The 22,139-nt window shown below is 64.1% G+C and carries 19 protein-coding genes; 6 read left to right on the top strand and 13 right to left on the bottom strand.

Annotated features, from left to right (window positions below; all coding sequences use genetic code 11):
- Positions 1 to 614 precede the first annotated feature (614 nt).
- Complete coding sequence (locus CR917_RS06600) at positions 615 to 3,503, top strand: ribonucleoside-diphosphate reductase subunit alpha (RefSeq protein ID WP_043862582.1); 2,889 nt, start codon at positions 615 to 617, stop codon at positions 3,501 to 3,503.
- A 249-nt stretch (positions 3,504 to 3,752) separates the two neighbouring features.
- Complete coding sequence (locus tag CR917_RS06595; RefSeq protein ID WP_043862583.1) at positions 3,753 to 5,000, top strand: ribonucleotide-diphosphate reductase subunit beta; 1,248 nt, start codon at positions 3,753 to 3,755, stop codon at positions 4,998 to 5,000.
- 185 nt (positions 5,001 to 5,185) lie between these two features.
- Here the strand turns inward: CR917_RS06595 and CR917_RS06590 are convergent, their stop codons facing one another.
- From CR917_RS06590 to CR917_RS06565, 6 genes are all read right to left on the bottom strand, one after another.
- Positions 5,186 to 5,521, bottom strand: a complete 336-nt coding sequence (locus CR917_RS06590; RefSeq protein WP_043862584.1) for a low molecular weight protein tyrosine phosphatase family protein — start codon at positions 5,519 to 5,521, stop codon at positions 5,186 to 5,188.
- Between the two features lie 142 nt (positions 5,522 to 5,663).
- Positions 5,664 to 6,227 (bottom strand): UPF0149 family protein, encoded by a 564-nt coding sequence (locus CR917_RS06585; protein ID WP_054914713.1) that lies wholly within the window; start codon positions 6,225 to 6,227, stop codon positions 5,664 to 5,666.
- 57 nt (positions 6,228 to 6,284) lie between these two features.
- Positions 6,285 to 7,481: a hypothetical protein gene (locus CR917_RS06580; protein ID WP_104572048.1), complete on the bottom strand. Its 1,197-nt coding sequence runs from the start codon at positions 7,479 to 7,481 to the stop codon at positions 6,285 to 6,287.
- A 9-nt stretch (positions 7,482 to 7,490) separates the two neighbouring features.
- Complete coding sequence (locus CR917_RS06575; protein WP_054914714.1) at positions 7,491 to 8,387, bottom strand: nitrilase family protein; 897 nt, start codon at positions 8,385 to 8,387, stop codon at positions 7,491 to 7,493.
- A gap of 127 nt (positions 8,388 to 8,514) precedes the next feature.
- Positions 8,515 to 10,464: an FAD-dependent oxidoreductase gene (locus CR917_RS06570; RefSeq protein WP_104572047.1), complete on the bottom strand. Its 1,950-nt coding sequence runs from the start codon at positions 10,462 to 10,464 to the stop codon at positions 8,515 to 8,517.
- Positions 10,465 to 10,545: 81 nt separating this feature from the next.
- Positions 10,546 to 11,739 carry a hypothetical protein gene (locus CR917_RS06565; RefSeq protein WP_146094983.1) on the bottom strand — a complete coding sequence of 398 codons (1,194 nt, stop codon included), beginning with the start codon at positions 11,737 to 11,739 and terminating at the stop codon, positions 10,546 to 10,548.
- Between the two features lie 116 nt (positions 11,740 to 11,855).
- On the opposite strand from CR917_RS06565, the gene CR917_RS06560 reads away from it, so the two are divergent.
- Positions 11,856 to 12,758: a formate/nitrite transporter family protein gene (locus CR917_RS06560; RefSeq protein ID WP_043862589.1), complete on the top strand. Its 903-nt coding sequence runs from the start codon at positions 11,856 to 11,858 to the stop codon at positions 12,756 to 12,758.
- Here the strand turns inward: CR917_RS06560 and CR917_RS06555 are convergent.
- The gene (locus CR917_RS06555; protein WP_104572045.1) at positions 12,755 to 13,822 is read right to left on the bottom strand and encodes an MBL fold metallo-hydrolase; all 1,068 of its coding nucleotides are present in this window, start codon (positions 13,820 to 13,822) and stop codon (positions 12,755 to 12,757) included. The genes CR917_RS06560 and CR917_RS06555 overlap by 4 nt on opposite strands.
- Positions 13,823 to 13,976: 154 nt before the next feature.
- Between CR917_RS06555 and CR917_RS06550 the strand changes: the two genes are divergently transcribed.
- On the top strand, positions 13,977 to 15,053 hold the full coding sequence (locus tag CR917_RS06550; RefSeq protein WP_078480541.1) for a diguanylate cyclase: 1,077 nt from the start codon (positions 13,977 to 13,979) through the stop codon (positions 15,051 to 15,053).
- A 71-nt stretch (positions 15,054 to 15,124) separates the two neighbouring features.
- On the opposite strand, the gene CR917_RS06545 is transcribed toward CR917_RS06550, so the two are convergent.
- The gene (locus tag CR917_RS06545; RefSeq protein WP_043862592.1) at positions 15,125 to 15,448 is read right to left on the bottom strand and encodes a DUF2025 family protein; all 324 of its coding nucleotides are present in this window, start codon (positions 15,446 to 15,448) and stop codon (positions 15,125 to 15,127) included.
- Positions 15,449 to 15,640: 192 nt separating this feature from the next.
- Between CR917_RS06545 and CR917_RS06540 the strand changes: the two genes are divergently transcribed.
- On the top strand, positions 15,641 to 16,855 hold the full coding sequence (locus CR917_RS06540) for an ATP-binding protein (RefSeq protein ID WP_043862593.1): 1,215 nt from the start codon (positions 15,641 to 15,643) through the stop codon (positions 16,853 to 16,855).
- Here the strand turns inward: CR917_RS06540 and CR917_RS06535 are convergent.
- A complete protein-coding gene (locus CR917_RS06535; RefSeq protein ID WP_104572044.1) occupies positions 16,794 to 17,711 on the bottom strand; it encodes a LysR family transcriptional regulator in 918 nt (305 codons plus the stop codon). The two genes, CR917_RS06540 and CR917_RS06535, sit on opposite strands and share 62 nt — an antisense overlap.
- Before the next feature lie 114 nt (positions 17,712 to 17,825).
- Between CR917_RS06535 and CR917_RS06530 the strand changes: the two genes are divergently transcribed.
- A complete protein-coding gene (locus CR917_RS06530) occupies positions 17,826 to 18,584 on the top strand; it encodes an SDR family NAD(P)-dependent oxidoreductase (protein WP_104572043.1) in 759 nt (252 codons plus the stop codon).
- 4 nt (positions 18,585 to 18,588) lie between these two features.
- Here the strand turns inward: CR917_RS06530 and CR917_RS06525 are convergent, their stop codons facing one another.
- The 4 genes from CR917_RS06525 to CR917_RS06510 are packed head-to-tail and all read right to left on the bottom strand — an operon-like array spanning position 18,589 to position 22,111.
- Positions 18,589 to 19,008 carry a DUF4375 domain-containing protein gene (locus tag CR917_RS06525; RefSeq protein WP_058540986.1) on the bottom strand — a complete coding sequence of 140 codons (420 nt, stop codon included), beginning with the start codon at positions 19,006 to 19,008 and terminating at the stop codon, positions 18,589 to 18,591.
- 52 nt (positions 19,009 to 19,060) lie between these two features.
- Positions 19,061 to 19,918: an HlyD family secretion protein gene (locus tag CR917_RS06520; protein WP_104572042.1), complete on the bottom strand. Its 858-nt coding sequence runs from the start codon at positions 19,916 to 19,918 to the stop codon at positions 19,061 to 19,063.
- A gap of 11 nt (positions 19,919 to 19,929) precedes the next feature.
- Complete coding sequence (locus CR917_RS06515) at positions 19,930 to 20,136, bottom strand: DUF1656 domain-containing protein (protein WP_043862598.1); 207 nt, start codon at positions 20,134 to 20,136, stop codon at positions 19,930 to 19,932.
- A complete protein-coding gene (locus CR917_RS06510; RefSeq protein ID WP_104572041.1) occupies positions 20,123 to 22,111 on the bottom strand; it encodes an FUSC family protein in 1,989 nt (662 codons plus the stop codon). The genes CR917_RS06515 and CR917_RS06510 overlap by 14 nt, the downstream gene beginning before the upstream one ends.
- Positions 22,112 to 22,139: the final 28 nt, after the last annotated feature.

Here is a 22,139-nt window from a genome sequence, read left to right as displayed (position 1 = left end):
GACAAGTGTGTTTTTTGTGATAGGGTTCGCGCCCTCAAAAATGCCCCTGCGACGCTTTGCCCGGGCAAAAAAAGAGTGACGAGCGGTGGAATGGCGGTGGGACGCGGCCTACAAGGCTTTGCCCATAATCACGCACAATCTACCCACACGTTATCCACAGGCCACTGCCTTGCAATACCCCCGATACCGCATTATCTTGTATCCCCAGCGCGACAAAACACTACATGTTGGGTTTTGAACAAAAATCCAAGCACAAGTGGAGCAGAGAACTCAAGCCTTCAGAGGCGCTTTTTTTGCTTGAACTTTGATTGAAATTCGCAGCCAAACCGCTCCTGCGGAAGGCGACCGGTGCAAGCCCGCGACGGGCCTTGTTTCGGGTACGGGTGTTGCAAGTGCAACCCCGTCAGCAACAGTTTTTGGGCCGTGGCCCAGAACCTTTGACTTCGGCCAGGGAGCGGCAAGCGATTGCCCCTTTTTTTCCTGATCTGTCCCGAAGTCGGTAGACCCTGCCCGGCCAGGCGCGCATGCGCCGGTGGGCAAGTTGGCGAGCTTTCGGACGGAACGGTAGGTGCCCAAAAGGCATCTGAACAAACATAGAGAACGTGGAGACACCCATGCAAACCGACACAACTCGCGAGAACCCGCAGGCGCTGGCGCCGCAGGCCGCTGATTCGAACCAGGATCTGGCTGCCACCGCCCCCGGCCAACTGCGCGTGATCAAGCGTAACGGCACTGTCGTCGCCTACACCGACGACAAGATCACCGTGGCCATCACCAAAGCGTTCCTCGCAGTTGAAGGCGGCACCGCTGCCGCCTCGTCGCGCATCCACGACACCGTCGCCCGCCTGACCGAGCAGGTCACCGCCACCTTCAAGCGTCGCATGCCTTCGGGCGGCACCATCCATATCGAAGAGATCCAGGACCAGGTCGAACTGGCCCTGATGCGCGCCGGCGAGCAGAAAGTCGCCCGTGACTACGTGATCTACCGTGACCAGCGTGCCAAGGAGCGTGCCACCCGCACTCCGGCCGACGCCTCGGTACAGCCGCACCCGAGCATCCGCATCAGCCTGGCCGACGGCAGCTTCGCGCCGCTGGACATGAACCGCCTGAACACCATCATCACCGAGGCCTGCGAAGGCCTGGCCGAAGTCGATGGCGAGCTGATCCAGCGCGAAACCCTGAAGAACCTGTACGACGGCGTGGCCATCAAGGACGTCAACACCGCCCTGGTGATGACCGCCCGTACCCTGGTAGAGCGCGAGCCGAACTACTCGTTCGTCACCGCCCGCCTGCTGATGGACACCCTGCGTGCCGAAGGCCTGAGCTTCCTCGAAGTGGCCGACAGCGCCACCCACCACGAAATGGCCGAGCTGTACGCCAAGGCGCTGCCTGCCTACGTGGCCAAGGGCGTGCAGTTCGAACTGCTCAACCCTGCCCTGGCCGACTTCGACCTGGAGCGTCTGGGTAAGGCCATCAACCACGAGCGCGACCAGCAGTTCACCTACCTGGGCCTGCAGACCCTCTACGACCGCTACTTCATCCACAAGGATGGCGTGCGCTTCGAGCTGCCACAGGTGTTCTTCATGCGCGTGGCCATGGGCCTGGCGCTGGAAGAGAAAGACAAGGAAGCCCGTGCGATCGAGTTCTACAACCTGTTGTCGTCGTTCGACTACATGGCCTCGACCCCGACCCTGTTCAACGCCGGCACCCTGCGTCCGCAGCTGTCGAGCTGCTACCTGACCACCGTGCCGGACGACCTGTCGGGCATCTACCACGCGATCCACGACAACGCCATGCTGTCGAAATTCGCCGGTGGCCTGGGCAACGACTGGACCCCTGTGCGTGCACTGGGCTCCTACATCAAGGGCACCAACGGCAAGTCCCAGGGCGTCGTGCCCTTCCTCAAGGTGGTCAACGACACCGCTGTTGCGGTCAACCAGGGCGGCAAGCGCAAGGGCGCGGTCTGTGCCTACCTGGAAACCTGGCACCTGGATATCGAAGAATTCATCGAGCTGCGCAAGAACACCGGTGATGACCGTCGTCGTACCCACGACATGAACACCGCCAACTGGATCCCCGACCTGTTCATGAAGCGTGTCTTCGATGACGGCAAGTGGACCCTGTTCTCGCCAAGCGAAGTACCAGACCTGCACGACCTGACCGGCAAGGCCTTCGAAGAGCGCTACGAGTACTACGAAGCCCTGACCGAGTACAACAAGATCAAGGTGTTCAAGACCGTCCAGGCCAAAGACCTGTGGCGCAAGATGCTGTCGATGCTGTTCGAGACCGGCCACCCGTGGCTGACCTTCAAGGACCCGTGCAACCTGCGTTCGCCGCAGCAGCACGTGGGCGTGGTCCACAGCTCGAACCTGTGCACCGAGATCACCCTGAACACCAACAAGGACGAGATCGCGGTCTGCAACCTGGGCTCGATCAACCTGCCGAACCACATCGTCGACGGCAAGCTGGACACCGCCAAGCTGCAACGCACCGTGAACACTGCCGTGCGCATGCTCGACAACGTGATCGACATCAACTACTACTCCGTGCCGCAGGCGCGCAACTCGAACCTCAAGCACCGCCCTGTGGGCCTGGGCATCATGGGCTTCCAGGACGCGCTGTACCTGCAGCACATCCCGTACGGTTCGGACGCTGCGGTCGAGTTCGCCGACAAGTCGATGGAAGCGGTCAGCTACTACGCGATCCAGGCCTCCTGCGACCTGGCCGATGAGCGTGGCGCCTACGAGACGTTCCAGGGCTCGCTGTGGTCCAAGGGCATCCTGCCGCTGGACTCGCAACAGATCCTGATCGAGCAACGTGGCCAGCAGTACATCGATGTCGACCTGAACGAGAGCCTGGACTGGGCACCGGTACGTGCCCGCGTGCAGAAAGGCATTCGCAACTCGAACATCATGGCCATCGCACCGACCGCGACCATCGCCAACATCACCGGCGTTTCGCAGTCGATCGAGCCGACCTACCAGAACCTGTACGTGAAATCGAACCTGTCGGGCGAGTTCACCGTGATCAACCCGTACCTGGTCCACGACCTGAAGGCCCGCGGCCTGTGGGACTCGGTCATGATCAACGACCTGAAGTACTACGATGGTTCGGTGCAGCAGATCGAGCGTATTCCGCAGGAGCTCAAGGACCTGTACGCCACCGCGTTCGAAGTCGAGACCAAATGGATCGTCGATGCAGCCAGCCGTCGCCAGAAGTGGATCGACCAGGCCCAGTCGCTGAACCTGTACATTGCCGGCGCTTCGGGCAAGAAGCTGGACGTGACCTACCGCATGGCCTGGTACCGTGGCCTGAAAACCACCTACTACCTCCGTGCCCTGGCCGCCACCAGCACCGAGAAGTCGACCATCAGCACCGGCAAGCTCAACGCCGTGTCCAGCGGTGGCGACAGCGCCCCGGTCCAGGCAGCAGCGCCAGCCGGCCCTGCCCCAGTGCCAAAAGCCTGCGCGATCGACGAGCCGGACTGCGAAGCCTGCCAGTAAGGCCTGAAGGCGCCGCTTGCAAGCGGCGCCTTGCGCCTACCCTGTAGGCGCTGGCCTTGCCAGCGAAGAGGTCGGCACAACCACCGGCCTCTATCGCCGAACACCCAGGTGCGGGTCACCCCGCCCTCCCCGAGGGGCTGCGCCCCCGGAAGCATTCCAAGATTTTGCGTGCACACCTTAACCGCGAGCAGCGCAACCCTAGATCCAACCGGCCATACTCTTTCATGGCCCTCAAGCAGGAGACCCATCATGCTGAGCTGGGACGAATTCGAAAACGAAGACGGCGAAGTCGCCGCCAAAGGTCAAACCGCCTCTCAGGTGGCTGAAGCGGGCATCGACAAGCTCGACAGCGCTGGCGGTGTGGCCGCGCAGGAAGCCCGTGCAGTGACCGCCGCCGACTCCGACGCGGTCAAGCGCGCCAAGGCGGCCCTGGACGATCTCGACATCGCCGAAGGCCTGGCCGAGCTGGAAGGCTCTGCTGCCCGTGTAGCGGTCGACGAGAAGCGCATGATCAACTGCCGCGCCGACCTCAACCAGCTGGTACCGTTCAAGTACGACTGGGCCTGGCAGAAGTACCTGGATGGCTGTGCCAACCACTGGATGCCGCAAGAGGTCAACATGACCGCGGACATCGCCCTGTGGAAGACCCCCGAAGGCCTGACCGACGACGAGCGTCGCATCGTCATGCGCAACCTGGGCTTCTTCTCCACCGCCGACTCGCTGGTTGCCAACAACCTGGCACTGGCCGTGTACCGCTTGATCACCAACCCCGAGTGCCGCCAGTACATCCTGCGCCAGGCGTTCGAAGAGGCGATCCACACCCACGCGTACCAGTACTGCATCGAATCGCTGGGCATGGATGAAGGCGAGATCTTCAACATGTACCACGAGATCCCTTCGGTCGCGAAAAAGGCCGCCTGGGGCCTGCGCTACACCCGTGCCATCTCGGACCCGGAGTTTGACACCGGCACCGTCGAGACCGACAAGGAACTGCTGCGCAACCTGATCGCCTACTACTGCGTACTCGAAGGCATCTTCTTCTACTGCGGCTTCACCCAGATCCTGTCGATGGGTCGTCGCAACAAGATGACCGGCGTTGCCGAGCAGTTCCAGTACATCCTGCGTGACGAGTCGATGCACCTGAACTTCGGTATCGACGTGATCAACCAGATCAAGATCGAAAACCCGCACCTGTGGGATGCCGAGATGAAGGAAGAGGCCTCGCAGATGATCCTGCAGGGTACTCAGCTGGAAATCGAATACGCACGCGACACCATGCCACGCGGCGTGCTGGGCATGAACGCGGCGATGATGGAGGACTACCTCAAGTTCATCGCCAACCGTCGCCTGTCGCAGATCGGCCTGAAGGAAGAGTACCCAGGTACCACCAACCCGTTCCCATGGATGAGCGAAATCATGGACTTGAAGAAAGAGAAGAACTTCTTCGAGACGCGGGTTATCGAGTATCAGACTGGCGGCGCGTTGAGCTGGGATTGATTTCCCGCGCGTGGATGCTGCAAAAAGAGGCTGCCGCAAGGCGGCCTTTTTTGTGCCTGGCTTTTTTCAGAGGTTTTCGCATGCTGTTGGTCGCTGCGCCTGCTAGCGTCTGTCAGCCAGGGTCACGCTGGAACCCGGTAGGAGCCAGCCTTGCTGGCGAAGAGGCCAGCAGACCTTGCGCACTATTACAGTTGATCCGGCAAAAACTGCGGCACCCTGGCCTTCAACAGTTCAACCAACTCCGGCGCCATGAACCCATAGTCGTCCGGGATGCCCAGGCAAACGATACGCTTGTCGCCCAGCACCGAGCGGAATCGCGCCGACAGTTTCTTGCGGTGCGCCTGCTCCATCACGATCACCAGGTCTGCCCACGCCAGCAACTCGTTGCCCACCGGCACGTCCGCATCATTGCCCACACCGGCAGAGGCCGTCTCCACCCCCGGCCAGTCGGCAAACACCTGTTCAGCCGTGGGGCTGCGCAAGCGGTTCTGAGTACACACGAACAGTACATGCAGTGTCATTGATTACCTGGAATTACAACAAGATTAGGGTTGGCAGACAGCCCATCGCGGGGCAAGCCCGCTCCCACAGGAGGGCGCAAACACTTTGTGGGAGCGGGCTTGACCCGCGATGGCGTCGGCAAATCAGAGGGTCGCGCGATGGCTACCCCCGCTGCGAATCGAAAAACCGATACAACGCCCGCAAACCGATCACGACGGCCTCGACCGAAGCCGCATGCTCCTGCGGCTGCAACGCCTCGACTTTTTCGATGTTCTCGTCCAGCCCATGCAGCGCAATCGCCTCCAGGTGCCGTACCTGCACCGGCGGCAGCGCCGGCCAGCGCGCTACCTGCACACCCCGCAAGTAGCCGAAGCACCACTCCTCGACCACCAGCTGCGGATCAGGCTCGGACTCGTCTTCGAGAAACAACGGTTCGAAGGCATCACACGCCTCACTGAGCTCGCCCGCCACGTTGTTCATGTAGCGCATCAACAACGCCGAAAACGCCTCGGCCTCGGCCGGCTTCTTGAACCGCGGCGCTCTGCCGCCGGTCACTTCGGGCAGCCATTCGTTGGGCGTCAACAACACGGGCGAACTGGCCAGCGCCACCAGAAAGCCATCCAGCTCCGAGAGCGTGAGGATGGCTTCATCGTTACCGTACTTGAGCAGAAAACCATCAAGACGGGTCATTTCCTTATCGTTCAAAGGCTGTACAAAAGCTGTCATGGCATAGCCTCAAGGCGGGATCCTGCCGTAACACTACATCACCCCGCCCTTCAGCGCTTACCCGGCGCCCGTCAGCCACCCCACAAATGGCAGGATCATCAGCGTGCAGGCAGCCATCGACAGCACGTTGCCAATGTACCCATGCAGATGGCTGGGCAGGCGCTGGCTGATTGCGACCGCCAATGGCGGTGCCATCACCGCGCCCAGGCCGGCACTGAGCACCACCACCTCCCACGTGCCACCCAATGTCAGCACCGCCGCCGGCACCACGGAAACGATCGGGATGTAGGTCGGGTACCACCCCCTCTGCATCCATTGCCTGCGCCACAACAGCACGCCGATCAGCGACGCCAGCGCCTGCCCGCCCACCATCTCCAGCACCAGCTGCGAGCCGTAGGCCGGCCCGGCCGGCGACAGCAGGTAGGCCGCCAGCACGCCGAGCAACAAGCCCAGGCTGGCCAGCTCATTGCCGAAGAACGGCGCCTCGCTGAAGTCGGCCAGCACCCGTCGCAGCGTCCAGCCAACGCCGTAGTGCGGTGTCGCTCTCTCGACGACCGGTGCCGGTGGCGGCGCATCGACAGGCGGCGTCGAGCGCACCAGGCCTGCAAACCGCCGGCACAGCATGAACGCCAGCACGCTCGCAACGGCCATGCCGCCAACATTGCCGATCACCACCGGCAAGCCGAATGGGTAGCACAGGTAATTGACCAGCAGCAGGCTTGCTGGCGTCACCAGCAGTGCCCCCAGCAACGCGCCATTGATCGCGACCTTCCAGCCGCCGCCGAACAGCAGCACCATCGCCGCCGGCAGCGAGACGAACGCGACGAAGGTGGGTTGCCAGGTGCTGGCGCTGAGCGTCCAGCCCCACAGCACATGGCTGAACACCAGCCCCAGCAGCGAACTAGTCACCAGCCAGGGCCACAACCCGGTGCCATAGCAGATCGCAAAGCCCTGCCATGCCCGGCCCGTGCGGTGCGCCCAATGGGCCAGCGCGGCGCCCAGCAGCAACCCGATCGCCGGCAGCTCATGCTTGTAGAACGCTACCTCGCTGATATCGCCGACGATCCAGCGCAACCGCGCCAGCGGCTCGTGCAGGTTGGCGACCATGTGCGCGTAGTCGGGCCATACCCCGACCCAGGATGCCGCACGCCCGCTGATGACCTCGATGAACACCCCGGTGCCCAGCGACACGCACACGCACATCAGCAGCAAAGGCAGAAAGCCTGCCTCCACCTTGTCGATTGACTTGTCCATGGCGACTCCTCAGCGCGGCAGCGCTGGATGCTGGTCATAACCCAGCATCGCGCCATAGCAATCGGTGCGACGGTCCCGTGGCAGGTCATTCAGGCTGTTCCAGACCGGCGCGCTGCGTGCAGTGCTGAGGTCGACATCGGCATACAGGATGCACTCGTCCTCGGCGCCCCCCACCTTGCCCAACGGCCAGCCATTGGTGCCCGCGATCAGCGAACACCCCAGAAAACGCCCGCCACGCTCGCTGCCGATGCGGTTGGCGGCGGCAATGTAGACATTGTTGACGTGGGCCGCAGTGATGGTGAGGTACGAGGCCATGCACCTGCCGCTGGCATCGAACAACGGGGGCGGTGTCCACACCCAGTTGTTCAGGCTGCAGATGATGTCTGCACCCTGCAACGCAAGCAGGCGTGGCACCTCGGGAAACCATACGTCCCAGCAGATCATCAGGCCGATCCGGCCGATCGGGGTTTCAAACACCGGAAAGCCCAGATCACCGGGGCTGAACCAGAGCTTTTCCTGGTTCCACAGGTGTGCCTTGCGGTAATGGCCCAGCAGGCCGTCGGGGCCGAACAGCACCGCGCTGTCATACAGCTTGAGGCCATCGCGCTCGGCAAATCCTGCCACCAGGTACACCTGATGCTCCCGGGCGAAGGCGCGCCAGGTCTTGATGCTGGGACCTTCATCGAGGGTTTCGGCATGCGCATAGGCTTCTGCTCGGGTCTCGAAGGTGTAGCCGGTGTTGGCAAGCTCGGGCAGCACGATCAGGTTGGCGCCGTCATGCACCGCCTCTTCGGCGAGCTGCAGACCTTTGCACAAGTTGTTGTCGCACTGGTCCAGCCCGACCTGAGGGTCGAACTGGATCACGGCAATACGCACGGGGCTGACCGGGACAGAGGGTGCAGGCATGGAAGTGTCCTTTTTGTTGTTCGAGTTGTCGTTTGGAGGCTTTCCAGTGGACAAAACAACCCTCAAGAGGGACAAGTCGGCCCCTTCCGACAATGCTGCAAGGCCGCTCTGCGCCTGTAGGAAAGGCCTACCGGGACGCCTGGGGCTGAATGCGATAGTGCGGATAGACCGACATGCTGAAACCGCCGTTGAACAGCGCCCCGGTGTCGTTGCACAGGTTGATCACGGCATCGATCGCGGTACGCAGGCAGGGCTCGGTCCAGCCTGCATCCACCGAGAACGACTCGCCTGCCAGGTACAACCCGCTGTGACGGGCATGCTCACGGCTGTATCGCATCAGGCTCAACGCATCGTAGTAGGTGCCGGCCCGGTAGAGCCTGGCGCAGCCCAGAGCATTGCGGTCGGTGACCCAACGCTGCACCCGCGCATTGCGGGTATCGACATACGGCGATAGCGGTGCCTGCACATTGCTGCACCGCAACAGGATCCGGTCCAGCTCCTGCACGCACTTTTCCACCAGTTGCTCATCGCTGAACGCGGCCAGCTTGGTCGCGTCGTCCTCCCAGGTGTAGCTGAGCAGGATGCAGTCGCTGGCATAGCGGTCGTTGTAGCGATAGGCATAAACATCGTGGATAAAGCTGTCAGTAACGAGAATTTGCGGGATGGCCTGATTACGTTGCAAAAAACTTTTCTGCAATGGCGCATACACCTTGCAGCTGGTTTCCCAGTGCGCCGTCTTGTATGCATCGATGATCTGCTGAGGCAGCATTGCTGCAGTGAAGCCTTCAAGACGCACCGATGTCTCGATCAGCCAGGAAGGCAAGGTGACGATCACTGCGTCGAAGTCTTCGCTCTGCAACGTGCTCGACTGCAGGTCGCTGGCATGCCACTGGTACTGCACGCGAATCTGCTGGTTCGCCAGCTTGCGCAGGCCAGTAACCGGGCTGTCGGTAAGCAGCCCGTTGGGCAGGGCACTGAGGTGCTGGTAGGGAGATGCACCGGTTGGCGCTACCGGCATGAACAACAGGCATTCATCCAGAGCGGCCAGCCCCAGGTAGGTAGGTGACGCGAACGGCAGACCTCTGCTGTCGTATACAGGCCCATTGGCAACCAGCGGCGCGTCCAGCGGGTCACCCTGCTCGTCCACGCGGCCATGCACCAGTTGCAGGTGGCTGCTGAAGCCGAAGATCGCCGTTCGCAGCGGATACAGGCTGCAGACATCATAGAAAGCCCCCCAACTGCCGTCGCCGATACCGATGGCATAGAACAACGCGGACTCTGCCGCGCTCATGCCCAGGCCGCCGAAGTCGCCGGGCGTTTCGGGGTTCCACACATCAATTGCCGGCAACCTGACCAGGTCCCGAAACGACATTGCCTGATAGCGTTCAACAATGGCGGCCCACAGGTCTTCCCACTGCTCGCCGCCATAGGCTTGCGCCACGGTTTCGGTCATCCGGTCGGCAAACACCCGCCACTTTTCATGTACCTGTTGCAAGGTGGCCGTAGGTGGCGGTGTCCGGCCGTCAGCGTTGTCCCAGATCAACAGCGTCGGCTCGCCCTCGCCGTCCAGCAGACCTTCACGCAGGTAGATGCCTGTCGAGCGTACGGCAGGCGTACCCGGGTTGGGAAAGTCGGACAAGCGCAGATCGAACTGACTAGCGTAGTACGCCATCAACGAGCGCCCCTCTTTCGGCGCTTCGCCACTGCGATTGAACAACGGCATGCGCATGGCGCCCATTTCGAACGGCGTCGAAGGCTCCCTGTCGCCTGGGCCAGGGTCGACGATGGTCATGTGCCGACCGCCGATCCGTTGCGACTTTTCGATCAGGGTGATGTGCTGGAAGCCGCAACGCAGCAGCTCGCGGGCGGCAGTCAAACCGGTAACGCCGGCACCGATGATGCAAATGCGGTGCTCGGCGCGACGGGCTTGGGCGATACCACCGACCTGCTCGAGCAACCTGCGGTAGTCAAAACACAGATCGGGCGGGTTGGGGAACCGCGCCGACCAGCCTTCGGCATTACCCGCCAAGGGGGTCGCAACATCAGCGGGATGGTTGTAGGTGGAACCGATAGTCATGGGCTGCTCTCTGCTTGAAGTGGCGGAGCAGAGAGCTTGAAGTCGCTGCCGGCTGCAGCGGTGCTACATAGTTGAACGCCCTCACTCCGGCAGTTCGAGCTCCACCCCACCTGCATGCTGCCTCACTATCCGATACGGCAGCACCGCCCAGCCCACCCCACGGCAATGGCGCTGCACGCTGTCGAACACCGGGTCGAACTGGATGCCTTCGGGGGTAAAGCGCCATGTGGGCATCTGCCACACCTGCGCCTTTGCGTAATCGCAGCCGTCCTCGCCCACCTCGCCCAACATGTGCTGCGGATAAAGCTGCTTGAGCTGCGCCAGCAACCACGGCGCAAAGGTGCGCGAACGGTAGTCCACATAGGCACCGAAACTCACGGTGGCGAACTGCTCGGGGTTGGGGCCAGGCTGGTACTCGTAGTGAAACGGCTTGCCCTCGCCCACCCACAGCACATCGTCCAGGGTCAGCTCCTTGCCCGACTCCACCGCCAGGTTGAGCGGCGCATCGGTGGGCAGCATCGGCGTGCCGTCGCAGCTGTAGTCCTGCACGATGCTGACACTGAGCAGCGCATTGCTCATGAACCGCGGCGTCACCGTCTGCCGGTAGTACCCGCCAGGGCGCCCCAGCAGCATGCACTGGTGGTAGGCCACCACATCACTGGACAGGCGCGCGCGCAGCAACTGGTTGAGGCGTGTGAGCTGCTGCGCAGGGTAACCGTCCTCGATCACGAACAGGCTTATCCCCGAGGACGGCTCGCTCAGCCAGCGCAGCGGGTAGCCTTGAAAGTGTTCAAGCTCGCCCGGCTTCAACGGCAGTTGCATCAGCCTCAGGTATTCATAGGGTGAGTCGGTGTACTGGCGGGCCAGGAACGGATCGGCACCCGACGGTACCTGCGGCAGTCGTGCCGGCAGCAGCGTGATCGGCAGGCGTTTGCCCTGGGGGCTTTGCCACTCACCTTGCAGGCCGCCCTGGGCAGCCGGCCACAGCGCGAGTGTTGGCAGCGAGTCGATGCCTGCCTCCGGGGCCGGCTCATGCCCCTCCACCAGTTGAATCCGCGTGCCCTGGATGCTGCCGGTGAGCTGCAGGTCGTGGTGATGCTTCACGTAGAAGTAACGCCCGCTGACATCCTCGGGCACGGCGCGGTCGAGCTCCAGCACGATCGACTGGGTACCCAAGGTACCGGTGAACACGTCGCTGCCCAAGCCCGCCTGGGCGGGCATGGCTGCGGTCAAGGCCTGCGCGGCCAGCAGTGCGACGCAACATCCATGTTTCATGGGAAAAACGTCCGCTATTCAAGAGGGGTGAATTATGCCGACAAAGCCTGCGGCACAAGGCAACTAATTGAACGGCGGCGGATCTTTACTCAGAGCCCCCCACGGAAACCTCCCCCATGAACGAGCAGAAAAGCGGCAAGACCCCGGGCCTGTCAGCGGACGAAGAGCAGGAGGTCAGCCACAACCAGCCGCCACGTGCCGCTGTGCTCCACGAGATCATCCGCGCCCAGGGCGACAAGGAACTGCAGCGCACCATCGCGGCGCTGTGGTGGTCGGCACTGGCGGCCGGCTTGAGCATGGGCCTGTCGCTGATGGCGATGGGGCTGTTCTATTCCCGCCTGCCCGAGGGCGACAGCAGCCAGGTGATCGCCAGCCTGGGCTATTCGGCGGGCTTTCTGGCGGTGATTCTCGCGCGCCAGCAACTGTTTACCGAAAATACCCTGACCGCCGTGCTGCCGGTGATGACCAAACCCACGTTCAACAATGTGGGGCGCCTGTTGCGCCTGTGGGGCGTGGTGCTGTTCGGCAACCTGGTGGGCACCGTGCTGGTGTCATACGTGATGCTGCACCTGCCGATCTTCGACACCAAGACCGATCTCGCCTTTCTTGAAGTGGGGCGCAAGGTCATGGAAAACGAGGTGGGCCAGATGTTTGCCAAGGGCATCATCTCGGGCTGGATGATCGCGACCATGGTGTGGATGATCCCGTCGATGGAGAACGCCAAGATCTGGATCATCCTGCTGATCACCTATCTCATGGCGCTGGGTGACTTCACCCATATCGTGGTTGGCTCGGTCGAGGTGTCGTACCTGGTGTGGGCCGGGGAAGTGAGCTGGCAGCAGTTCTGGCTGCACTTTGCCGCGCCGACCCTGGCGGGCAACATCGTGGGCGGCAGCTTCATCTTCGCGCTGATCAGCCATGCGCAGATTCGCAGCGACGCCGGCCTGCCCGATGAAACCCTGAGCAAGGGCCGCGAGCGCCCCTTGCCCGGCCGGCGCGACCCTAGCGACGCACCTTAACGCTGCCCGGAGGCCAACACGGCCGCCTGGGCCTGCTGTTGCTCCAGTGGAAGCCACCACGCGGTACCCCGCTGCGGTTGCACCAGGCTGACCCGCTCCCCCATCTGCGGGGTGCTCAGCGGTACCCGTGCGTTGGCCGCCAGGGCCATGATGCGGTCGAAGGGTTCATGCCAGGCGTGGGTGGACAGGTCGAAGGTGCCGTTGTGGATCGGCAGCAACCAGCGCCCGCGCAGGTCTAGGTGCGCCTGCAGGCTCTGCTCGGGCTGCATGTGCACATTGGGCCAGTTGACGTTGTAGGCGCCGGTTTCCATCAGGGTCACGTCGAATGGCCCATAGCGTTCGCCGATCTGCCTGAAGCCCTCGAAATAGCCTGTATCGCCGCTGAAGAACAGGCGCAGGTCCTCATCGAGCACCACCCATGACGCCCACAGGGTGCGGTTGCTGTCGAACAGCCCGCGCCCGGAGAAGTGCTGCGCCGGGGTGGCGACGAACTGGATGCCCGCAACCTCCGTGGCCTGCCACCAGTCGAGCTGGCGCACCTTGGCCGCAGGCACGCCCCACCCGACCAGGGTGTCGCCCACCCCAAGCGGGGCAAGGAATACCTCGGTGCGCTCGGCCAGGGCCAGCACCGCCCGTTCATCCAGATGGTCGTAATGGTCGTGGGACAGTATCACCGCCGTGATCGGCGGCAGTTGCTCCAGCGCCAGCGGCGGCTGGTGAAAGCGCTGCGGGCCGGCCCACTGCACCGGCGAGGCGCGCTCGGCGAACACCGGGTCGGTGATGAAGAAACGATCGCGCAGCTTGAGCAGCACCGTGGAATGGCCCAGGCGCCACAGGCTGCGGTTCGGCGCGGCCAGCACCTGGGCCTGGCTCAGGGGGTGCACCGGTATCGGCAGGGTTGGCCGGGTGTCGGCCGGCTTGCTCAGAAACAGGAACTTGAAACCGATGCGCAGTTTTTTCAGCACCCCGTCGCGGGGCAACTGGGCCTGGTTGCGGTACCGCCCGTCCTGCTGCAGCGAAGGCTGCACGGGGGTTTCGGTGGCTTGTGCTGCAAGGGAAGCCATGAATGCAAATACTCCGACTAACCGTTTCAGGTGCATGCCCATTGCCCGTACCAACTGTGAAATGGCCTGCAAGGCCATTCTTGAACAGCCCGGCTTTGTTCAACAATATTCACGCAAATTATGCGATGAACGGCGTCAGGCAGATCGGCAAATCATGACTCAAATCAGCAACGGCAAGGGATTATCATTTGTCAGAAGAATTTACCTGCCGCGTATCATCGGCTCGGGTATCGGCCTGTTCAGCGTGCTCTCCGGCGTGCTGCCCCTGCAGCTGCCGTACTGGGTCGTAGCGCTGCTGGTATTCAACGGCCTGGGCTGGCCGCACCTGGCCTACCAGCTCGGCCTGCGCTCGCAAGCCCCCTATCGCGCCGAACAGCGCAACCTGATGGTCGACTCGCTGATGGGCGGCTTCTGGGCCGGCACCGTGCAGTTCAACCCGCTGATCAGCGTCACCATCCTGGCCATGATGGGCATGAACAACGTCGCCGCCGGTGGTCAGCGCCTGTTTGTGCAAGGGCTGCTGGCCATGGGGCTGGGCATGGTGGCGGCGGTGGCGCTGTTCGGGCCGAGCCTGCAACTGGAGGTCAGCACCGTGCAGGTGTACGCCTGCCTGCCGATGCTGACCCTCTATCCGCTGGCGCTGGGCTGGGTGTGCTACCGCCTGGCGATCAAGCTGGCCGAGCACAAGCGCAGCCTCAGTGCGCTGAGCCGCACCGACAGCCTCACCGGCCTGTTCAACCACGGCTCATGGAAAGACCTGCTGCAACTGCGCTTTCAGCTGTGCCAGCAGGCCCCGGCCCAGGCCGTGATCGCGATCATCGACATCGACCACTTCAAGACCATCAACGATGTGTATGGCCATGTGGTGGGTGACTGCGTGCTGCGCCAGCTGAGCGTCGAGCTCAAGCGCAACCTGCGCGAGGACGACGTGCCGGGGCGCTACGGCGGGGATGAATTCGGCGTGATCCTGCCCGGGTGCAGCCTGGAGCATGCCAGCCAGGTCATGGAGCGCCTGCGCCAGCGGGTCAACGAGTACCGCAACGAGCAGCTCCCGCAATTGCGCATCAGCCTGAGCATCGGCCTGGCCAGCTTCCAGCCAGGCTTCGCAGACTCCATGGTGTGGCTGAACGAGGCGGACAAGGCGCTGTATGCGGCCAAGCAGAGTGGCCGCAACAAGGTCAATGTGGCCCGCGGCGAGGTGGTGCCGCTGCGCCTGGCCTACCCGGACTGAAATGCAGGCACCACGTTCCGGCGCCTTCGCCGGCATGGCCGGCTCCTGCAGCTAGGGCTTGCGGCCCTGTGTCACGCCCGCAAGCGGCGCTGGGCCGCGATCTCCGGCAGGTCGTTGCGACGCAGGTACACCCGCAACGGCTCGGTGATGTTCAACCGCTCGTCGACATTCTGCGCCAGCAGCACCTCGATCAGTTCGCGGCGCAAGGTCATCACCTCGCCGCCGCTCGCCTGCCACACGAATTCATGGCTGGGGATGATGCTGTCGTCGGCCACGTCCATGCCGAACGAGTCTTCGCTGAAGCGCACGATATGCCGGCCCAGCTTGTGGTTGAAGCCTACGAAGCCCTTGAGCTGGTCGGCCGCGGCGCAGATATCCTGGGAAGTGATGTGCATGTCAAACCTCACTGGAGCATCGTCGAAGATGCGGGGTGAATGGAATTGGCACGCGGGGCGGGTCGTCTGCGGCCCTCTCTGACGGAGAAGCTCGACAGGCAGAGGTTACTAAAAACCCGCCTGCGCCTGACACCCTTTTTTTCGCTAAACTGCCAGACATCCTCACCTTGCCGCCAGCCACGTGGACGTTCCATGAGTACTGCCATCACCGCCGACCTTGCCACGATTGCGCGGATCAACGCCGTGCCGGCCATCCTCCAGGTGATCTGCGAAACCACCGGCATGCGCTTTGCGGCCGTGGCCCGTGTCACCGAGAACAACTGGACCGCCTGCGCCGTGCTCGACAACCTGGGCTTTGGCCTGGGAGTGGGCGGCGAGCTGGACGTGGCCACCACGCTATGCCACGAGATTCGCGGCAGCCACCAGACCATCGTGATCGACAAGGCCAGCGAGGACGCCCGCTACTGCCACCACCCCACCCCGCGCCTGTACCGCTTCGAAAGCTATATCTCGGTGCCGGTGTTCCGTACCAACGGCAGCTTTTTCGGCACCATCTGCGCGCTCGATCCGGCCCCGGCCGCCCTCACCGGCAGTGCCATCCAGCCGATGATGGAGTCCTTCGCGCGGCTGTTGACGATCCAGATCGAGAGCGAGGAAGCCGCCCAGCAGACCGAGGCGGCGCTGAAGAAGGAGCTGGCCATCGCCGAGCTGCGCGAACAGTTCATCGCGGTGCTCGGCCACGACCTGCGCAACCCGCTGTTCGCCATCACCGCCGGCGCCGAGCTGCTGGTCAAGCGCCTGGGCGATGCACGCTCGCGAACCATCGCCGAGCACATCCTCGCCTCCGGACGCCGTGCCACCGAACTGGTGCGCGATGTGCTGGACTTCGCCCGCGGGCGCCTGGGCAACGGCATCATGGTGAACATCCAGCCCTGCCCCGACCTGGACACCGCCCTGCGTCAGGTGGCCTCCGAGCTGCAACGGGTCTACCCGCAGCGGGTGATACGCCTGCATATCGATGACCTCAGCGGCATGTGCTGCGACCGCGAGCGGATCACCCAGCTGCTCTCCAACCTGCTGGCCAACGCCCTGAACCATGGCGACGCCAACAGCCCGGTAGATGTATCGGCGCGTATCGAGCAGCAGGTGTTCACCCTGGGCGTGCACAACCAGGGCGCGCCGATTGCCCCGGCGGTGATGGCGCAACTGTTCCAGCCGTTTTCGCGCCCGCTCGACGGCACCCCGCAAAGCGGCCTGGGGCTGGGCCTGTACATCGCCAACCAGATTGCCCTGGCCCATGGCGGGCGCATGGAAGTGGTGTCCAGCCGCGAGGCCGGCACGCTGTTCAGCCTGCGCCTGCCACTGGATCGAGTTGCCCCGCCAGAACCTGCTCCAGCCACCCCATGAACGCCGCCACCCGCAACGGCAGGTGCACCTGCCGAGCGAACAGCAATGACACCGGCATCGGCTCGGGCACCTGCTGGTCCAGCACGCTGACCAGTTGCCCGCTCTCCAGGTACTCGCGCACACCGGCAAAGGGCGCCTGGATGATGCCCAACCCGGCCAGGCAGGCGCTTTCGTAGGCATCGGTATTGTTCACCGTGACTGCACCGCCCATGGCCTGATACCGCGTCGTGGCGCCCTGTCGGTACTCGAACCCCGGGCAGCGCGCCCCCAGGTTCTGTACGTAGTGGATCAACTGGTGGTCGCGCAGGGCCTCCAGCCGTGTCGGCACCCCCATGCGCTGCAGGTAGGCAGGGCTGGCGCAGTTGACCATGCGCAGGCTGCCCAGGGGCCGGGCGACCAGCGCAAGGTCGCTGAGCGCACCGATGCGCAGCACGCAGTCGAACCCCTCGCGCACCAGGTCGACCTGGCGATCGGTGCAACTGATCTCCAGCGCCAGCCCCGGGTGCTGCTGCATGAACGCCGGCAAGGCCGGCAGGATGATGCGCCGTGCCATCAGCGTCGGCAGGTCGATGCGCAGGCGACCGTGCAACTGGGCCGGGTCGGGCCGAAACAGCCCTTCGAGCTCGTCCATTCGCGACAGCAGGTCTTTGCTACGCTCGTACAGTTGCAGGCCATCCTGGGTGGCCTGTACACGCCGCGTGGTGCGGTTGAGCAGGCGCGTGCCCAGGTGCCTCTCAAGCAGGCGCACCTGTTCCGAGACGGTAGAACGCGGCAGCCCCAGGCTCTCCCCGGCCAGGGTGAAGCTCGACAGTTCGGCAACCCGCACAAAGGTGCGCAACAGCTCCAGCGTGTTCATCCAGCCCCTCCATTGTTCGACCCTGCCGAACAGTATTTCCGAATCCAGCGGATTTATCAGTACCGGAGCGACCAATAGACTGTGCTCGACTTCAGCCACCCCGAGGAACCGACCATGACCCGCAAGATCGCACTGATTACCGGCGCCAGCCGTGGCCTGGGCAGGAACACCGCGTTGCACCTGGCAGCCCAGGGCATCGACATCATCGGCACCTACCACAGCAAGGCCGACGAGGCCCACGCGCTGGTGGCCGAGCTTGAGCAAAAAGGCGTGCGCGCCACCATGTTGCAACTGGACGTGAGCAACAGCGCCAGCTTCGAGGCGTTCGCCGCCACCCTCGATGACACCTTGCAGCGTACCTTCGGCCGTCGACAGTTCGACTTTCTGGTGAACAACGCCGGCATCGGCATCAACGTAAGCTTCAGCGAAACCACCGAAGCGCAGTTCGATACCCTGCTCAACATCCAGCTCAAGGGCCCGTTCTTTCTCACCCAGCGGCTGCTGCCGCTGCTTGCCGACCAGGGCCGCATCGTCAATATCTCCACCGGGCTGACCCGCTTCGCCCTGCCCGGCTTTGCCGCCTACGCGGCGATGAAGGGGGCAATGGAGGTGCTGACCCGCTACCAGGCCAAGGAGCTCGGTGCGCGTGGCATTCGCGTGAACATCCTGGCCCCCGGTGCCATCGAGACCGACTTTGGTGGCGGTGTGGTGCGCGACAATGACCAGGTGAACGGCTTTATCGCCAGCAACACTGCCCTGGGCCGCGTGGGCCTGCCGGATGATATCGGCGCGGCGGTGGCTGTGCTGCTCGGCGACGGTGGCAGCTGGATCAACGGCCAGCGGGTGGAGGTGTCGGGCGGGATGTTCCTGTGAAACCTCAGAGGTGCCTGTACAGCTCGGTGAGGCGGTCCAGCGCGGCCTGCACGAAGTCCTCGGGCAGGTCCTGGATCAATCGCGACGGGGCCTCGAACAGGTCCTCGCCGTGCGCTGCCTCAAGCGCCTCGAGCACCTCCATGCGCGCGTCACGACGCTCGGGATAGTGCGGGCCGAACAGCGCCAGGGCATCACCGAACGCCTTGGCAGTGACCGGCATGTGCAGGGCATGCAGGCCGCGCAAGGCGATCAGGGCCTGGTCGCCGGCACTGTTCCAGAAATACTGGTCCAGCCGCCCGTTCATGGTTTCGGCCTCCAGCCACCACAGCGCGATGGCTTCCTGCTCCTGCGCCAGCAAGGTGTCGAAACCGTGACCCCAGCGTGCTTCGAGTTGCGCCCAGGTGGGGCTGTTGGTGATGCTCATGTACTTCCCTCGCCCACGTGCCGAATCGATGGGCGCGATTATAGGCGCGGCCTCAGTCCTCGCGCACCTGCACGCTGGCGGTCATGCCTGCACTGAGGTTGACCCCCGCCGGCACCTCGTCGAGCCGGATGCGCACCGGAATGCGCTGGGCCAGGCGCACCCAGTTGAAGGTCGGCTCCACTTCGGCCAGCAACTGGCTGTCGGGGGTGGCGTTGCGATCGGTGATGCCGCGGCTGATGCTCTGCACATGGCCCTGCATCGGCTCGCCGGCGCTCATCAGCCACACCTTGACCGGCGCACCGACCTTGATGCGCGGCAGCTTGGTTTCTTCGAAATAGGCCTGCACATAGAAGGTCGAGTCGTCCACCAGCGCCATCACCGGCTGCCCGGCATTCACATAATTGCCCTCGGCCAGGCGCAGGTTGGTGATGTGCCCGTCCCGCGGTGCCTTGACCTGGCTGCGCGCCAGGTTGAGCGCGGCCACCTTGACCTCGGCCAGGGCCTGGCGCAGCTCGCCACGGGCCACGGCGGCGTTGATCTGGGCGTTTTCGCGCAGCTCGGCGCTGATCGCCTGCGGGCCCAGTGCAGCGCGGCGCGAGGCCTCGTGTTCGCGCAAGCGCAGTTGCTGCTGGCGGGTCTCGGCCACGGCATTGGCTTTATCCAGCGCGGCCTCGAAGCGGTCCTTGTCGATGGACATCAGCAAGTCCCGCGCCTTGACCTCCTGGTTGTCGTGGACCTTGAGCTCGCGCACCCAGCCCGACACATCCGGGGCGACGATCACCACGTCGGCGCGGATCTTCGCGTCGCGGGTCCAGGGGGTGAGCATGTAGTAGCGCCACAGTTCGAGGCCGGCGAACACCGCCACCACCACCAGGCACAGGGTTACGGCAACACGCACATAGGTACGCATGGTCAAACTCCTTACAGGGGCCCCAGCACGCGGGTGACCAGGGCCAGAATACAAACGAACAGTGCAGTGTCGAACAGGGCTTCATGCCACACCCAGCGCCCCAGCGGAGTCAGACGCAGCAGCAGCCGCACCGCGAAGGTCAAAAGCAGCGCCAGCACCGCATAGATCAGAAACGGGCTGAGCAGTACCCCGCCCATTGCCCACTCACGCAACCCCATGGAGTTCCTCCTGTCGCCGGCACCACTTGGCCCAGCTGTGTCGAAGTTGCAGTACCGCGCCCACGGCAAGACGTAGCGGGTCGCTGTCGGGGCGTTGCTGCAACGCCGCGATGAAGGCTTCGCTGGCAGCATCCAGGCGCTGCCCGCGCCCGGCACCCGGGCCCTGTGCCAGCACGTTTTCCAGCTGCTGGAAATACGCGCGCTGCGCCGCGTCCGGTGGCACCCGGGCCACCGCCAGGCACATGCGCAGGTGCAGCAGTTCGTCGCCGATGTCCAGCCCGTGCAGGCCATCGTCCCAGTGGCCGCGCTCCTGCTCGGGCAGCGCGGTGTAATGGCGCGCCAGCTGCAGCAGGCGGTCGGCCATGCGCCCGCCAAACCAGGTTTCGGCGCCGCGCAGGTCGCGCCGGGTCAGGCGTACCAGGTCGTTCTGGGTGGCGGCGCGCAGGCGCCGGCCGTGCCATGCCGGGTTGCGCAACACCAGCAGCTTGAACGCCAGCACCGCTGCGCCCACCCCCAGCAGCATGGCCTGGGCACTGTTGAGAAAGTTGGCCACATCGAACGTCATGGTATTGAGCGGTGCCACCAGCACGATGAAGTGCAGGCAGTACGAAGTGGCTGTGGCGCCGATTTTCGGGTTGGCCATGCCCAGCGCGCCCAGGAACAGCGGCACCCCCATGCCCATGCACAGCAAGGCAAAACCGCTCCACTGCGGCAGCAGGATCTGCCCGACGAAGAACGCCACGGGCACCGCCAGCAGGATGCCGCGCAAAAAACTCATGCCGATCTGCGCGCCGTTCTCGCGACTGGCGAACAGGCTGCACACCACGCAGGTGAGCACCAGGCCGCCGGGCGCCGCCGACCAGGCGGTGGCCAGCCAGAAGCTGGCCATGGCCAGGAACGCCAGCGCACTGCGCGAGCCGAACAGCAGTGCCAGCGGCACGTCGCGGTGCACCGCCAGGCTGTCGGGCAGGTCGGCCGGTGCCTTGCCCTCCTCCACCGCGCGCAGGGCCAGGGTCGCCGCCATGGCGTTGTCCAGCAGCAGGGTAAGCCGCGCCAGGCAGTAATGCTGCGCGGGGCTGTTGTGCTCGTCATGGGCGGCATCCCACACGCGCTGGCGCAGCACCAGCAGTGCGGCCTGATCGGGCTCGGCCAGGGCGGCCTGCACCTCGCTCAGCCACGGGGCCATGTGCTGCGCCTGTTCGTCGTCGAGCTGGCGCCACTGACGGCGTACAGAACGGGCGATGCGCAACAGGATCAGCAGCTTCTGGCTGAGCCCGCGAATCGCCCGGGCACGCTGGCGACCCAGGCTGCCTTCGAACCAGGCGTGTTCACGCTGGGCATCCACCGCGACGATGCGCCCCAGAATCTCCAGAAGGCCCTTGCGCCCCTGCTCCTCGCCGGTCAGGGTCGCACTGGCCGCCTGCAGGCCGCTTTGCCAGGCCTGGCGAGCCTGCCCGCTGAGCTGCTGCTCGACCCGCATCGGCCAGAGCAAGGCGCTGACCAAGGTGGCGCAGATGATGCCCAGGCTGATCTCGGTGCAGCGTGCCACCGCCTGGTCGAACACCAGCAGCGGGTGATTGATGGCCGGCAAGGCGATGATCGCCACGGTGTAGCCGGCCAGCACGAAGGAATACGCCCAGGCGCTGCGCAGCAGGGTCGAGCAGGCCGTGCACAGCGCCAGCCACAGGGCCAGCGCCAGCAGAAACAGCCACGGCGTCTGGGCGAACAGGCCCATGAACACCACTGACATGATCGTGCCGACCAGCGTGCCGAACAGCCGTGCCAGGCCCTTCTGCAGCACCATGCCCGACAGCGGCTGGGCCACGATGAAAGCCGTCATCAACGCCCAGGCCGGTTGCTCCAGCCCCCAACGCAACGCCAGCCACAGCGCCAACCCGCCGCCAAGCAGGGTTTTCACGGCAAATTGCACAGCGAGTCGGTTGGGCGCCAGCAGGGCCTGCAGAGTGATGGGCACGGATCGAACCTTGGGAAGCGATGAAGTA

Source organism: Pseudomonas sp. BRM28, from assembly GCF_002939405.1.
Taxonomy (GTDB): Bacteria; Pseudomonadota; Gammaproteobacteria; order Pseudomonadales; family Pseudomonadaceae; genus Aquipseudomonas; species Aquipseudomonas palmensis.
Note: the sequence above shows the minus strand (reverse complement) of the source record. Positions and strands in the feature narration are given on the sequence as shown.

Bases quoted from the DNA above. Each gene is read 5' to 3' on its own strand.
- CR917_RS06600 (WP_043862582.1), top strand. From the start codon at position 615: ATGCAAACCGACACAACTCGCGAGAACCCGCAGGCGCTGGCGCCGCAG.
- CR917_RS06595 (WP_043862583.1), top strand. From the start codon at position 3,753: ATGCTGAGCTGGGACGAATTCGAAAACGAAGACGGCGAAGTCGCCGCC.
- CR917_RS06590 (WP_043862584.1), bottom strand. From the start codon at position 5,521: ATGACACTGCATGTACTGTTCGTGTGTACTCAGAACCGCTTGCGCAGC.
- CR917_RS06585 (WP_054914713.1), bottom strand. From the start codon at position 6,227: ATGACAGCTTTTGTACAGCCTTTGAACGATAAGGAAATGACCCGTCTT.
- CR917_RS06580 (WP_104572048.1), bottom strand. From the start codon at position 7,481: ATGGACAAGTCAATCGACAAGGTGGAGGCAGGCTTTCTGCCTTTGCTG.
- CR917_RS06575 (WP_054914714.1), bottom strand. From the start codon at position 8,387: ATGCCTGCACCCTCTGTCCCGGTCAGCCCCGTGCGTATTGCCGTGATC.
- CR917_RS06570 (WP_104572047.1), bottom strand. From the start codon at position 10,464: ATGACTATCGGTTCCACCTACAACCATCCCGCTGATGTTGCGACCCCC.
- CR917_RS06565 (WP_146094983.1), bottom strand. From the start codon at position 11,739: ATGAAACATGGATGTTGCGTCGCACTGCTGGCCGCGCAGGCCTTGACC.
- CR917_RS06560 (WP_043862589.1), top strand. From the start codon at position 11,856: ATGAACGAGCAGAAAAGCGGCAAGACCCCGGGCCTGTCAGCGGACGAA.
- CR917_RS06555 (WP_104572045.1), bottom strand. From the start codon at position 13,822: ATGGCTTCCCTTGCAGCACAAGCCACCGAAACCCCCGTGCAGCCTTCG.
- CR917_RS06550 (WP_078480541.1), top strand. From the start codon at position 13,977: ATGACTCAAATCAGCAACGGCAAGGGATTATCATTTGTCAGAAGAATT.
- CR917_RS06545 (WP_043862592.1), bottom strand. From the start codon at position 15,448: ATGCACATCACTTCCCAGGATATCTGCGCCGCGGCCGACCAGCTCAAG.
- CR917_RS06540 (WP_043862593.1), top strand. From the start codon at position 15,641: ATGAGTACTGCCATCACCGCCGACCTTGCCACGATTGCGCGGATCAAC.
- CR917_RS06535 (WP_104572044.1), bottom strand. From the start codon at position 17,711: ATGAACACGCTGGAGCTGTTGCGCACCTTTGTGCGGGTTGCCGAACTG.
- CR917_RS06530 (WP_104572043.1), top strand. From the start codon at position 17,826: ATGACCCGCAAGATCGCACTGATTACCGGCGCCAGCCGTGGCCTGGGC.
- CR917_RS06525 (WP_058540986.1), bottom strand. From the start codon at position 19,008: ATGAGCATCACCAACAGCCCCACCTGGGCGCAACTCGAAGCACGCTGG.
- CR917_RS06520 (WP_104572042.1), bottom strand. From the start codon at position 19,918: ATGCGTACCTATGTGCGTGTTGCCGTAACCCTGTGCCTGGTGGTGGTG.
- CR917_RS06515 (WP_043862598.1), bottom strand. From the start codon at position 20,136: ATGGGGTTGCGTGAGTGGGCAATGGGCGGGGTACTGCTCAGCCCGTTT.